Source organism: Paraburkholderia nodosa, assembly GCF_001718195.1.
Classification (GTDB): Bacteria; Pseudomonadota; Gammaproteobacteria; order Burkholderiales; family Burkholderiaceae; genus Paraburkholderia; species Paraburkholderia nodosa_A.
This window is the reverse complement of the sequence record NZ_MCNV01000001.1, coordinates 126,818-138,807: the sequence shown is the minus strand read 5'-3', so window position 1 is coordinate 138,807 and position 11,990 is coordinate 126,818. Positions and strand designations below refer to the sequence as shown.

Sequence of the window (11,990 nt, the reverse complement as noted above, 5' to 3'; positions counted from 1 at the left end):
ATGACGCATACACCCGACGCTCTCGTGCAGCACCATGCCGCCAATCTTGCAGGTCGCGACTTCGTAGTAGGCGATTTGCATGGTTGCGTGGAGGCGTTGCGCTATCTTTTGCGCGAAGTCGAGTTCGACACCGCGCGTGACCGGCTGTTTTCTGTGGGCGATCTCGTTGACCGCGGCGAGCGCGAGCAGTGCGAACAGGCGCTCGCGCTGCTCGACAAACCGTGGTTCTACGCCGTGCTCGGCAATCACGAAGACGCACTGTGCGCCGTAGCCGAAGGGAAGATGCCGCGCAACCGCTGGTATGGCATCGGCGGCGGCTGGGCGCAGAGCGTGCCCGACGCCGAACTCGTGCACTACGCGCAACGGCTACGCCAATTGCCGCTCGCGCGCGTGGTGGGCGAGGGCGAAAAGCGATTCAATATCATTCACGCGGAATTTTTCGGCGACGACGCCGCGCTCGACAGCGGCCAGTTCGATTCCGACGTGCGCGAACGCATGCTTTGGGGCCGCGATCTCGTGCTCGGCACGGGCGATCCGGCGCGCCATGCGCTCTCGCTCACGTTCTGCGGGCATACGCCGGTGCGTGAAGTGCGGCAGATCGGCTCGCAGGTGTTCATCGACACCGGAGCGTTCATCACCGAAGGACGCCTCACCATGGTCGAGGCGCTCACATCGCGCATCTTGTCGGTCTCGCAGGTCGAGGCGCTCGCGCACGGCGCGGCCGCGATCGTGCTTCCCTGAGGCCTCGCGCCTGCCGGTCTCCCGTTGGCCGCTCGGCTCATACGATGCGGTTCAACTCGAACACCATGTCGATGGTGTGCCCATTCCAGTTGTATTCCAGATACGCCGCGTGATGGCACGCGCGCAGCAGCGTCGTGCTGAAGGCGGCGAGACATTGGCCGTCCTCGTCGCGAACCGAGGGATACGCAATGCCCGGCGCACGCGCCTCGCGGGCGGCGCGGCCTAGCGCCTGGCCGGCCGTGTAGTCGTCGGGCGAGAGCACGCCCGGGTCGAGCGCGGGGTCGTCGCGCAGATCGATCACCTCGCCATGTGCGATCACCGTATAGAGCCGCATTTGCTGGCGGATGGGCGGCTCGTTCGTGGCCGCGAGAAAAAGCCCCGAGTGATAGCGCGTTTCCGCCACGGCGGTGGCGCGCGAGCGCGCGCAGTAGAACACGCCGTAGGTGCCGTCGGAAAAACGGCTGCCCTGCGGATTCAGATGCGTGAAAGCCGCCATGATCGGCCCGTAGCCGGGGCCGAAGCGGCGCTCCTCGCGCGGCACGAGGTCGAGGTCGCCGGTTTCGGTGCGCAGCCGGTCGTTGGTGAGCGCTTCGAGCGCGTAGAGCGCCTCGAAGTCGTCCGCGGAAGCCACGCGGTCGAACAGGTTCACGGCTGGAAACCGGGTGGGAATCACCCTGAACGCGGGTGACCAGGTGAGATGCGCGCTGCGCCAGCGGTCTTGCCAGTTCGTTTGCGTCACGCCCAGCCGCCTCGCATTGCGTCGAGATACTGGCGCACCGCCACGAGGTCGCTGACGTTGCCGGCCAGCATGCGGTCGAGCGCGCGCCGTCCGCCAAAGGGCGGTGCGCTGTTGGGGCGCTTGATCCAGGTGTCGGCGGAGGTGGGTTGGGGCAGGAGAATCTGCAACGCCTTGTAGATGCCGAGCAGCAGCGAAAGGCGTTCGAGTGTGTCGCGGCCCAGCCGGGCGGTGTGCGGGGACTGCTTCCACTTGAAGAACGTGGATCGGCCCGGCGAGCCGAGCAGAATAATCTGCTCTTCGGCGCTCAGGTCCCAGTCGCGCGCAATGTTGAAGAACGCCCTGAGCCCCGCCGCCGACATTTCGGTGAGCGAGGGTTCGGCGCGGGGGCGTCGCGACGGTGTGACGGAAGCAGTGGCGGGTGACATGGTGGTCGAGTCCTGAATTGAACTTTTAGTAGATATTAGTCCATATATGGATTATTGCAAGTTTTGACTCGGTATAATCCTCGCCGGACATTGGGACGGCTTTGGGGAGAGGCGAGGTGCGGGCAGGCGTATTGATGGCTCACGCCCGGCGAGGCCCACGCGGCAGCCCGCGTGCATCATCCCGCTTCCGGCGCGGCGCCCGCGTCCAAAAGTGCGATTCCCATGCCGCACGCGCTGCCGCCCATCCTGAGCTGAACGCTATCTAGCCCGTGCCGAGCCCCGACGCGAACAGTTGCAGCGTCGCCGCGGTTCGCGGCTCGTGCACCCGCGAGTGAAGCAGGACCTGCGAAACCGGCAGCGCGGGCAAACCGAGCCGAGCGCCGACGTCGATCAGTTCGCGCGGCGCGACCCGGCGCGCCAGCGGCGAAACCGCGAGACCAGCGGCCAGCGCCGCGCCTACCGCGGCGACGCCGCCGCCCACGAACACTTCGGTCCACGCCACGCCCGCGGCGTCGAGCGCGCGAATCGCTGCGGCCCGCACCGCGCATGGCGCGGCGAGCAGCGCGAGTGGCAGCGCCGTGCCGGGCTGCCACTGCCATTGCGGCGCGGCGAGCCAGACGAGCGGCTCCGCGAAGAGCCGACGGGCATCGCCGCGCGGCGCCTCCTCTTCCTCCTGACGGACGATGACGGCATTGAGCCGCCGCTCGTCGAACTGCGCGAGCAGATGCGCCGAGAGCCCCAGATGCAGCTCGATCACGAGTCCCGGATCATGGACGCGAAGCTGGGCGAGCTGGCGGGCGAGGTTGGCGTCCGCAACATGCTCGCTCAGGCCGAGCGCGAGCCGCCGCTCGTCGCCCGCAAGCGCCCCGAGCGCGCGCTCATGCGCGCCCAGCAGGTCGCGCGCGGCGGCGAGGAACGTGAGGCCATCCGCCGAAAGCCGCACGACGCGCGGCGTGCGTTCGAGCAACTGCTTGCCCAGATGCGCCTCGAGGCGCTTGAGCTTGAGGCTCACCGCCGATTGCGTGGTGTCGAGGGCGTCGGCGGCACGCGTGAAGCTGCGCAGCTCGGCGACGAGCACGAAGGCGCGCACGGCGTCGAGATCCAGTGGTTTCATTTCAGATGAAAATGGATGAAATATCTATCTATGCCTGTTTATTATGATAGATCGCACCTAAGCTGATGTCATGTCAAACCCACCGAAGCAGGAGATCGACATGCCGTTCACTCGTATCGCGGTTCGCGCAGGCAAGCCCGCCACGTATCGCAAGGCGCTCACGCAGGGCATTCACCAAGCGCTGATGGAGGTGTTCAAGGCGCCCGAAGACGACATCTTCATGATCATCACCGAGCACGATGCCGATAACTTCGTGTTCGGCCGGCACTATCTCGGGATCGAGCGCAGCGACGATCTGGTGATGATTCAGATCGCCGTGAACAACACGCGCGGGCAGGATCAGAAGAAGGCGCTGTTTGCACAGATTGCCGAAAACCTCGCGCGCGATCCGGGAGTGAGGCGCGAGGACGTGTTCGTGAATCTCGTGGATGTCGCGCGGGAGAACTGGTCGTTCGGCAACGGGGTGGCGCAGTACGCGACCTGAGCGCGGAGCGTGCTGCCTGACGCAGCCGTCAGCCGGCCGCGCGATTGCTCCCGCGCGGCAGCCACGTCACCACTTCTTCTCGTCGAGCAGGCGGTCGAACAGCCGTTCCCGCAGCGCGTCGGGCACGGCCGACAGCCCGAGCAGCGTGCTGAACGCGATGCCGCTCGCGGCGAAGTAGCGTAGCAACGAGAGTTCGAGGTCGCGGGCCTCGACCTGCAGCTGTTCCATCTTGGCCGCGTCCTGGGCCTTCAGGTCTTCGAGCAGCGCCGGGCTTTCGACCAGGGCCGCGAGCACGGCGCGCGCGACGGAGTCCGGCTGGTTGATCGACTCCCTGAAAATCGCGATCTGCGCCGAAAGGACCGGTTCTGCCCGGGCCTGGCCGCCCGCCGCCAGGTGATCTTGCGCGATCTGCTCGAATTGTTCCCGCTGACGATCCAGCAGCGCGCGCAGCACGCCCAGTTTGTTACGGAACTGGTGTAGCAATCCGCCTTTGCTGATGCCGCTTTCGCGCGCGAGCGCATCGAATGTCAGTCCGCCGACCCCGTCGCGGGTCAGGATCGCAAGCGCCGCGTCAATCGCCTTTCTGCGGGAAATCTCGGAACGTGTCTGGTTATCCATGGGCGCGATTGTACCCCTGCATCGTTCCACAAACAAACCGGATAGACGGTTTACATCCTCCGAGACCGATGCTACGCTTCGTCTCGTCGTGGACTCGGCCGGATGCCAGGCGGTATCCGGCAACTTTTAAAAGGATGCCTTCGTGCTCAACAACCGTTTTCTTCACATGTCGTCGGCTTGCGTAGTACTCCTGATGTTGTCGGCGTGTGCGGGCGTGCAGCCCGTGGCCTATAACAGCCTCGCCTCGTCTTCCCAGCTCAAGGAGAACCGGGATCACGACGCCGCGCAGACGCCATTCCGCTATGCGGCGCCGGTGCTCTGGTCGCGCTACTCGCAGGTCATCGTCGATCCGGTCGCGGTGTATCAAGGCGCCGACAATCAGTTCGGCGACCTGTCGGACTCGGACAAGGACGTGCTCGCCGCCTACATGCACAAGACGTTTGCCGACACGCTATCGAAGCGTTTCGACCTGGCGACCCAGCCGTCGCCCGCGACGCTGCGCGTGAAACTCACGTTGACCGGCGCGGAGAAAACGACTGCCCTGATCGGCCAGGCGATGCATTTCGACATCGCGGGCAATCTCTACAACGGCGTTCAGGCGATCCGGGGCGGCAAAGGAGCGTTTAGCGGCTCGGTGTCGTATGCCGTGGAGGTGTACGACAGTGCGTCGGGGCGTCTGCTTCGCGCCTACGTGACAAAGCAATACCCGAACGCGATGAATCTGCCCGCTGCCTTCGGCTCCCTGAGCGCGGCCGAAACCGGCATCGACAAGGGCGCCGATGCGCTCGTCGAGCAGTTGCGCTAACGGCGAAGCCGCCTGAGCGCAAAGGGCGCCGCCGGTCCGAACCCCATCGACTTTCTCGCCAGATCTTCAACGCACCGTGAGTCTCTTCAGCTTCTTTGCATGCGCGGTTGGCCATGCGCTCGCCTTTGCATCCCGATTTGCGAGGCGCGTGTGGCATGTCGTCGTGGGGAAGTTGTGAGTGACCGGCGGTGGTTGCATGCCGCAGTCTGGGCCGCGTGGGTTTTGGCGAACCTGGCTGGCGGCCTGATGCTCGCTCAAGCGCTGTCGCAACGCAGCACCCGTGTAACCGTGAGCTTCGTGTCGGGCGCCGGGCTCGTCGCCGGCAAAACGCCGGTGCGATATCGCGGCGTGGTCGTTGGCCGGCTCGAGCATCTGCGTTTGTCCGCGGATGGTCAGCGCGTGGATGCCGAACTGAGGCTCGATGCGGCCGGACCACACATCGCCATGTGCGGCACGAAATTCTGGGTCGTGCGTCCGCGCATCGACGTGAAGAACATCTCCGGGCTCCTGACCGCCGTATCGGGAACCTGGATCGACGTCGATATCGACATTCATTCGCCCAGGGCGTGCTACACATTCACGGGCTTCGACACGCCGCCGGCCATCACCAGCGACGCAGAGGGCACGCGTTTCGTGATTCGCGCCCCAACGCTCGGCTCGCTGAATGCCGGCTCGCCCGTTTATTTTCGCGGTGTGCAGGTCGGGGAGGTGCTCGGCTATTCGCTGGTGACCAGTGGCGATAACGTCCGTATCGGCGTTTTCGTCAGGAGACCGTTCGATCGTCTGGTCACGTCCGATACGCGCTGGTGGCAATCGAGCGGCGTCGAACTCAAGCTCGATTCCAGCGGCATGCGGCTGGAAACGCCGCCGGCCGCGGCGCTGCTCGCGGGCGGCCTCGCATTCGATACGCCGCGTGGGAGCGTGCGCCCAGTGTCCGCCACGAGCGTCGAGGATTTCCGGCTCGCGGAAAGCCGCACTGACGCGATGCGCGCGAACGAAGGTCCGCCTGCCGTGGTGCGCATGCGCTTCGCGCAGTCGGTGCGAGGGCTGTCCGTTGGCGCGCCAGTCGAATTCCGCGGCGTTGGGTTGGGCACGGTCACGGCAGTCGCTATCGACCTCCAACCCGAAAGCGGACGTTTCGACATGCTGGTCACGCTGAGCCTGTATCCCTCCCGGCTCGGCCGCAACTACCGCGACGCGCTCGGCGACGGTGCGGGAACGGCAGGCAAGAGCCTGCTGCACCAGCTCGTCGCTCAGGGACTGCGCGGCCAGCTACGCACGGGAAGTCTATTGACGGGGCAGAAGTACGTCGCACTCGACATCTTCCCGCACGCACCCGCGGCGCGCGTCGACACGGAGCGCTCGCCGGTCGAATTGCCGACGGTGCCCAACTCACTCGAGGAGCTTCAGGACCAGGTGTCGAATATCGTGCGCCGGCTCGACCGCATGCCGCTTCAGGCGATCGGGCGCAACCTGGACGCGTCGTTGCAGCAGTCGAATGTCCTCTTTGCGCGGCTCGATACGGAGCTCGTACCGCGTGCGCGTTCGACGCTCGAATCGGCGCAACGGGCGTTTCGTTCCGCGCAAGCGATGCTCGACCAGGATTCGCCGTTGCAGAGCGACGCTCATCAGGCGTTGGCCGCGTTGCGGCGTACGCTGGCCAGCCTGAACGCCTTATCCGATTATCTCGAACGCCACCCCGAGGCTTTGATCTGGGGGAAGCGCGCAGACCCGTGAATCGGCAAGGCCGCCTACGGCGCCCGACTCACCAGCAACGGATCGACCACCCCGATCGCCTCTGCGTCCCGGCTCGCATAGGGCAGCTTGTGCAGCACGAATCGCATGGCATTGAGCCGCGCGCGCTTCTTGCAATCGGAGCGAACGACCGTCCACGGCGCATCGGCGGTGTCCGTCTGCGAGAACATGGCCTCTTTCGCCAGGGTGTACGCCTCCCACTTGTCGAGCGAAGCGAGATCGACGGGACTCAGCTTCCATTGCTTGAGCGGATGCACCTTGCGTTCCTTGAAGCGTCGCCGCTGCTCGGCACGGCTCACGGAAAACCAGAACTTGATCAGGTGGATGCCGCTTCGGATCAATTGCCGTTCGAACTCCGGCACCTGCTGCATGAAATCGGCATATTCCTCCGGCGAGCAGAAGCCCATGACATGCTCGACGCCCGCGCGGTTGTACCAGGACCGATCGAACAGCACGATCTCTCCGGCTGAAGGCAGATGCTGCACATAGCGCTGGAAATACCATTGGCCGCGCTCGACTTCGGTGGGCTTTTCAAGCGCGACGACGCGCGCGCCGCGCGGGTTCATATGCTCCATGAAGCGCTTGATCGTCCCGCCCTTGCCGGCCGCGTCGCGGCCCTCGAACAGGATCACGACGCGCTGACCGGTTTCGCGCACCCACGCCTGGAGCTTGAGCAGTTCGACCTGCAGCCGGTACTTCTGGCGCTCGTAGGCGCGGCGCGACATCAGGTTGCGATACGGATAGCCGCCTTCGCGCCAGCCGGAGGCGAGTTCCTCGTCGGGGTGGCGCGAGCGCGAGTTGCGCCAGTCGGCAGGGTTGCCTTCGAGGATCAGACTGCGCAACTGGGCGGCTTCGTCGGGCGACATGCCTTGCATCAATGCTGCGATCGACTCGAGCAGCATGGCGGGCGGATTGTGCCCGGCGCGAGTGCGCGCGACGAGATCATGGACAGCGCCTGCGATCGTCTCGCTCGCGGATTCGACGCCACTGTCGACGGTGCGCAATTCGGCACTGTGGGGCGTGACGAGCGGCAGTCGTGCCGCGGGGCTGGCGGCGTCGGAAGCGGGGTAGGGAATGGATTTGGGCATGGTGTCGGCGGATGCGGGGATGGGAGTGCATGCGGAGTGACTCGCATTCAACGCGGATGCATCGAAGGCGCGCGCGGCAATGGCACGCAGGGAAGTCGTCGGGGCTTGATTGGCAGGGCGGCGCCGAGGCAAAAGCCTGCGCGCCGCTGGCCACCGGCCCGCTTGTCCAGCTAACGGCCAGTGCCGGACGCCGGCTGGCTCAGGCGTTTGCCGCCTTTTTGAGGATGAGGTAGAGCGAGTCCTTCAGTTGAAGCTTTTCCTTTTTTAGCTGCTCGACTTCCATGCCGTGCGAAGCCACGACACCCGCTTCCATGTTCTTGATCTGCTGGTCGAGTTCGTTGTGACGATGAAAAATCCGGGCGAAATGGTCGTCCTGGATCTTGAGGCGCGAAATCAAATCTCTGTACTCAGGGAACACTCAACACTCCTTACAGACAGGCAAAATGGGAGAAATTGGCAGGTCGTTATTTTTCCACCGTCTGGTCGTGGCAGTCTTGACCATCATCAGACTCCGATTGCCCGAAGGGTCAGGGACGTTACCTGGGGCATCGGGGCGCGCTCGCGTGTACCATCGATCGCGTCGTCGCAGTTCCTGGTTCTCCATCCGCTTGCACTGTTCCAAGCCGTCGCCCGACAGAACCCTGGAGCGTTCATGGATCGCGTTCTGGAAATCGTGCTGGATGTCGTGATCCCGGCAGCGCCGGATAGAAAAAACGCAAAAGCCGTCGCCGCCACGGGAGCGGCGTCCAGGGCGCACGCCAGCCCGAAACCTTCGGAGCGGGCCGCCAGCCTCGGCGCGGCATTGCCGATGCTCGTGGCGCTGCCCGACGCGCGCGAGCGCGTGACGACGGTCGCCTTCGACCGCGGCGGGGTCCTTCGGGGGCTCGGCTGGCGCGTGGCGGTCGAATCGCGCGGCGACACGCAGCACGTTGTCGTGTCGAGCCGACGCGTTCATACGCCTGGGGTTACCGTGGTCGCACCGATCTTCGAGGCGGCGCTCGATGCGAACGGCATCGCGCATGCGCTCTTCGACGCCGCGCCCGAGCCGTTTCGCGAGGCGCTGGGCAGCGCGGACGATCTCGCTCCATCGGCCACCCTCGTGGCGATGCGCAGCCGCTGGCAGTGGCCGCGCGATGGCATCGACGTATTGCTTACGCTCGACGAAGACTTGCACGAGCCGTCGGCAGCGCAGCAAGAAATGGTGGCTCGGGACACTCACGGCGCGGATGCGGCGCCCCCGCCCGACTTGGCCGCCTTGCACGAGTTGCGCGTGAGCGCGCCCTGGCCCGAAGGCGAGGACGAGCGGCCTATCGTCGATGCGCTGTTTGCCTGTGCCGGCGACCTGATCGGGGCGCTCCCCGCATTCGTGCGGCTGACCGACGCGCTCGAGCGCGCCAGCGCCGGCAGCGTGACCGGCGACGCCGAAGCCATCAAGGCCGAAGCCGTGGATCTGGCCGGCGCGGCCACCGCCGAGGCCGCGCTCGTGGCGATCGGGCGCAACATCAGCGTGCAGTGGTTCGGCAATGACGCGGGCGTGCGCGACAGCACGAACGGCGAGTTCATCCATCAGATGCGCGTCTCGCAGCGGCGGCTGCGCACCGCCATGCGCATTTTCTCGCGCTGGTGCGACGAGGCGTGGGAGACGCGCATCGAGCCGGAGCTCAAATGGCTCGGCGGCCTGCTCGGCGATGCGCGCGACCGCGATGTCTTCGTCGAATCGACGCTGCCTGCGCTCGCTGCCGCCGACGTCGAGCCGGGGCGCTGGGACGCGATTCGCGACGCGGCAAACGCGCAGCGGCTCGCCGCGCGCGCGCGGCTGCGCGAGGCGCTGGCCTCGCAGCGCTATGCGCTCGCGGCGCTGGCGTGGCTCCAGTGGCTCGACTTGCGCGCGCGACGCGCGCACGACGCCGGCAGCGCCGGGTTTTCGCTGCATCGCCACGCGAAGAAGCGCGTGCGGCGCTACTACGAGCAGCTCGCGAGCACGCAAAAGCTCACGGCCATCGACGAGGCGAGCCGTCATCGCGCGCGCATCAATGCGAAGTATTTGCGCTACACGATCGAATTCTTCGCCACGCTCACGTCGCGCCGCACGCGCATGGAGGTGGCGCGCGCGCTAGCACGGCTGCAGAGCGTGCTCGGCGACGGCAACGACGCCGCGGTGGCCCTGCGCTATCTCGAGCGCATGGACGCCGAGCCGTATCAGCTTGGGTTCGCACGCGGCTGGTGCGAGGCCGTCAAGCGCTATACCGCGAAGGAGGGCGAACGCCTGTTACGCGAACTGGGTGCGCCGAAGGTGGCGCGCGGCGCCTGACGTGCGTCTCTATAATCGCTGGCGCGGATTGGCGGTTTGGCGAGCCGCGCCGAACCATCGTTCGTTCGTCTCGTTTTCGCTTATGTTGCGCATGATGAATCCCACTGACCTGAACTCGCCATCCGCCGGAGCCGGCCAAGCCGACGCCTTCTCCACTGATACATCGACACCCACCGAGGCGCCGGAACTGGGTCTGGGCGGCTCGGTCTGGTTTCAGTCCGGCCAGCAGATGCTTGGCGGCGCGGCGCGCATTGCGCTGCTGGAAGCCATCCATGCAACCGGTTCGATCACAGGCGCCGCGAAAGCGGTCGGCATGAGCTACAAGGGCGCCTGGGACGCCGTCGACGTCATGAACAATCTCGCGGGCGAGGCGCTCGTGGTGCGCGCGACGGGCGGCAAGGGCGGCGGCGGGACGACGCTCACGCCGCGGGCGCTGCGGCTCGTCGAGACGTTTCGCGCTATCGAGCGGGAGCACCAGCGCTTTATCGAGCGTGCGGCGCACGCGCTTGGGGCCGTTTCGGGCGAAGGCGGCGATGCGCACGCTGGCGGGTTCGCGCGCGACCTCGCCGTGCTCGGCCGCTTCGCCATGCGCACGAGCGCGCGCAATCAGCTCTTTGGCACCGTCTCGGGGATCGTGCGTGGTGCGGTGAACGACGAGGTGTCGATCGCGCTGCCCGGCGGCGAGGGCATCGTCGCCACGATCACCCACGAGAGCGCCGAAGCGCTCGGCCTTGCCGCAGGCGCGCCCGTGGTGGCGCTCGTGAAGGCGACGTCGGTCGTGCTGGTCGCAAGCGCGGCAGACGCGGAGCGGCTTTCGGCGCGCAACCGGCTCAGCGGGACGATCGAGGTTGTGCAACGTGGCGCCGTGAACGCCGAAGTGACACTCGCCCTGCCGGGCGGCACCGTGATCGCCGCGATCGTGACCGAAGCGAGCGTGGACGCGCTGGGATTCGTCGCAGGGCAAGCGGCGACGGCCGTGTTCAAGGCTTCGAGCGTGCTGCTAGGCGTGGCCGGTTGAGCGGCGTCGAACGGGGCGCCGCCAATCAGGCGGGTTCAGGCGTGGCGCTGGGCGGGCGGCGTGAGCCCGTTGCGGGTTTGCGAGACGGGAGCGACCGGCGCGCGGTTGGCGCGGTTGGCCTTCCATTTGGCACGCACGTAGGGCCGGTCGTGACCCGAAACCGTGAGCGCGATGTGCGTGACCCAGCGATGCGTGGGCACATGCACGTTGTGCAACGCGACAGTCAGCGCCGCGAGGCTCAGCGCGACGGCCGCCGCTGAAATTCGCCGGGCTTGCGCCTGCCACCAGTAGCGCGCGAACACGAGCGCGGTGAGCGCCCCGACCACGCAGCCCGTGACAGCCTCGGAAGGCGAGTGAGCGTCGAGCACGACGCGCGAGAGCGCGACTGCGAGTCCCACCGCGAGGCCTATGGTCACGCCCGTGGCGCGTACGAAGGACGGCGCGCCTTGCAGCATCAGGAAAAACGCGACGGGATAGACGGCCGTGGACAACATGGCATGGCCGCTGATCCCCGTGAAATCCAGTTCTCTTACCCCCACGCCCCAGCCGAGAAACGCGATCTTGGTGAGCGTCACCAGGCCGATTGCAAGACCGAGCACAAACACCCAGCTCGCCGCCATGCGCCACGAGTAGCCGACTATCAGCCACAGCGCGATAGCCAACGCCAGCGGCAGGGTGAGGCCGGCGCCGCCGAGGTTGGTAATCGAGTACCAAAGGTGAAGGGGCAAATCTGGCATGGTCCGCGCTGCCGGCTGGCTGAAGAGGATCCTGGGGTTGCAGGTGCTTAACCGCTACTTCATAGCGACTTAACGCGCGAGCCGCCTGGCTGGCCGACACGCGCGTGAGACACGCATCCAGTATAGCTGCCTCGCATAGACGAAGGCGTGCCTCG

General features: G+C 66.3%; 13 protein-coding genes. 6 read left to right on the top strand and 7 right to left on the bottom strand.

The window, feature by feature from the left end:
- Positions 1–741 (top strand): metallophosphoesterase, encoded by a 741-nt coding sequence (locus BFD71_RS00610; RefSeq protein WP_069261358.1) that lies wholly within the window; start codon positions 1–3, stop codon positions 739–741.
- Positions 742–778: 37 nt separating this feature from the next.
- Here the strand turns inward: BFD71_RS00610 and BFD71_RS00605 are convergent, their stop codons facing one another.
- The 3 genes from BFD71_RS00605 to BFD71_RS00595 form a co-directional block, all read right to left on the bottom strand.
- Positions 779–1,480: an RES family NAD+ phosphorylase gene (locus tag BFD71_RS00605; protein ID WP_069261357.1), complete on the bottom strand. Its 702-nt coding sequence runs from the start codon at positions 1,478–1,480 to the stop codon at positions 779–781.
- Positions 1,477–1,905 (bottom strand): antitoxin Xre/MbcA/ParS toxin-binding domain-containing protein, encoded by a 429-nt coding sequence (locus tag BFD71_RS00600; protein WP_069261356.1) that lies wholly within the window; start codon positions 1,903–1,905, stop codon positions 1,477–1,479. The genes BFD71_RS00605 and BFD71_RS00600 overlap by 4 nt, the downstream gene beginning before the upstream one ends.
- A 262-nt stretch (positions 1,906–2,167) precedes the next feature.
- Positions 2,168–3,019 (bottom strand): LysR family transcriptional regulator, encoded by an 852-nt coding sequence (locus BFD71_RS00595; protein ID WP_069261355.1) that lies wholly within the window; start codon positions 3,017–3,019, stop codon positions 2,168–2,170.
- Positions 3,020–3,119: 100 nt separating this feature from the next.
- On the opposite strand from BFD71_RS00595, the gene BFD71_RS00590 reads away from it, so the two are divergent.
- Positions 3,120–3,503, top strand: coding sequence for a tautomerase family protein (locus tag BFD71_RS00590; protein ID WP_069261354.1), 384 nt, complete (start codon positions 3,120–3,122; stop codon positions 3,501–3,503).
- Between the two features lie 66 nt (positions 3,504–3,569).
- On the opposite strand, the gene BFD71_RS00585 is transcribed toward BFD71_RS00590, so the two are convergent.
- Positions 3,570–4,121, bottom strand: coding sequence for a TetR/AcrR family transcriptional regulator (locus BFD71_RS00585; RefSeq protein ID WP_069261353.1), 552 nt, complete (start codon positions 4,119–4,121; stop codon positions 3,570–3,572).
- Positions 4,122–4,287: 166 nt separating this feature from the next.
- Between BFD71_RS00585 and BFD71_RS00580 the strand changes: the two genes are divergently transcribed.
- Both BFD71_RS00580 and BFD71_RS00575 read left to right on the top strand, forming a co-directional pair.
- Complete coding sequence (locus tag BFD71_RS00580; RefSeq protein WP_069261837.1) at positions 4,288–4,926, top strand: DUF3313 domain-containing protein; 639 nt, start codon at positions 4,288–4,290, stop codon at positions 4,924–4,926.
- Positions 4,927–5,172: 246 nt separating this feature from the next.
- Positions 5,173–6,663: a PqiB family protein gene (locus tag BFD71_RS00575; RefSeq protein ID WP_256094441.1), complete on the top strand. Its 1,491-nt coding sequence runs from the start codon at positions 5,173–5,175 to the stop codon at positions 6,661–6,663.
- A 14-nt stretch (positions 6,664–6,677) separates the two neighbouring features.
- Here BFD71_RS00575 and ppk2 read toward each other — a convergent pair whose 3' ends face one another.
- Together ppk2 and BFD71_RS00565 are read right to left on the bottom strand one after the other, a co-directional pair.
- The gene (gene ppk2 / locus BFD71_RS00570) at positions 6,678–7,769 is read right to left on the bottom strand and encodes a polyphosphate kinase 2 (RefSeq protein WP_069261351.1); all 1,092 of its coding nucleotides are present in this window, start codon (positions 7,767–7,769) and stop codon (positions 6,678–6,680) included.
- A gap of 199 nt (positions 7,770–7,968) precedes the next feature.
- Positions 7,969–8,187, bottom strand: coding sequence for a YdcH family protein (locus BFD71_RS00565; protein WP_028202952.1), 219 nt, complete (start codon positions 8,185–8,187; stop codon positions 7,969–7,971).
- Positions 8,188–8,421: 234 nt separating this feature from the next.
- Between BFD71_RS00565 and BFD71_RS00560 the strand changes: the two genes are divergently transcribed.
- Both BFD71_RS00560 and BFD71_RS00555 read left to right on the top strand, forming a co-directional pair.
- The gene (locus BFD71_RS00560; RefSeq protein WP_069261350.1) at positions 8,422–10,080 is read left to right on the top strand and encodes a CHAD domain-containing protein; all 1,659 of its coding nucleotides are present in this window, start codon (positions 8,422–8,424) and stop codon (positions 10,078–10,080) included.
- 94 nt (positions 10,081–10,174) lie between these two features.
- The gene (locus tag BFD71_RS00555) at positions 10,175–11,098 is read left to right on the top strand and encodes a TOBE domain-containing protein (protein WP_370684240.1); all 924 of its coding nucleotides are present in this window, start codon (positions 10,175–10,177) and stop codon (positions 11,096–11,098) included.
- A 35-nt stretch (positions 11,099–11,133) separates the two neighbouring features.
- Here the strand turns inward: BFD71_RS00555 and BFD71_RS00550 are convergent, their stop codons facing one another.
- Positions 11,134–11,835: a phosphatase PAP2 family protein gene (locus BFD71_RS00550; RefSeq protein WP_069261349.1), complete on the bottom strand. Its 702-nt coding sequence runs from the start codon at positions 11,833–11,835 to the stop codon at positions 11,134–11,136.
- Positions 11,836–11,990 lie beyond the last annotated feature (155 nt).

Excerpts from the sequence above, each read along its gene's own strand:
- BFD71_RS00610 (WP_069261358.1), top strand. The coding sequence starts at position 1 with ATGACGCATACACCCGACGCTCTCGTGCAGCACCATGCCGCCAATCTT.
- BFD71_RS00600 (WP_069261356.1), bottom strand. The coding sequence starts at position 1,905 with ATGTCACCCGCCACTGCTTCCGTCACACCGTCGCGACGCCCCCGCGCC.
- BFD71_RS00595 (WP_069261355.1), bottom strand. The coding sequence starts at position 3,019 with ATGAAACCACTGGATCTCGACGCCGTGCGCGCCTTCGTGCTCGTCGCC.
- BFD71_RS00590 (WP_069261354.1), top strand. The coding sequence starts at position 3,120 with ATGCCGTTCACTCGTATCGCGGTTCGCGCAGGCAAGCCCGCCACGTAT.
- BFD71_RS00585 (WP_069261353.1), bottom strand. The coding sequence starts at position 4,121 with ATGGATAACCAGACACGTTCCGAGATTTCCCGCAGAAAGGCGATTGAC.
- BFD71_RS00580 (WP_069261837.1), top strand. The coding sequence starts at position 4,288 with ATGTCGTCGGCTTGCGTAGTACTCCTGATGTTGTCGGCGTGTGCGGGC.
- BFD71_RS00575 (WP_256094441.1), top strand. The coding sequence starts at position 5,173 with ATGCTCGCTCAAGCGCTGTCGCAACGCAGCACCCGTGTAACCGTGAGC.
- ppk2 (WP_069261351.1), bottom strand. The coding sequence starts at position 7,769 with ATGCCCAAATCCATTCCCTACCCCGCTTCCGACGCCGCCAGCCCCGCG.
- BFD71_RS00560 (WP_069261350.1), top strand. The coding sequence starts at position 8,422 with ATGGATCGCGTTCTGGAAATCGTGCTGGATGTCGTGATCCCGGCAGCG.
- BFD71_RS00555 (WP_370684240.1), top strand. The coding sequence starts at position 10,175 with ATGAATCCCACTGACCTGAACTCGCCATCCGCCGGAGCCGGCCAAGCC.
- BFD71_RS00550 (WP_069261349.1), bottom strand. The coding sequence starts at position 11,835 with ATGCCAGATTTGCCCCTTCACCTTTGGTACTCGATTACCAACCTCGGC.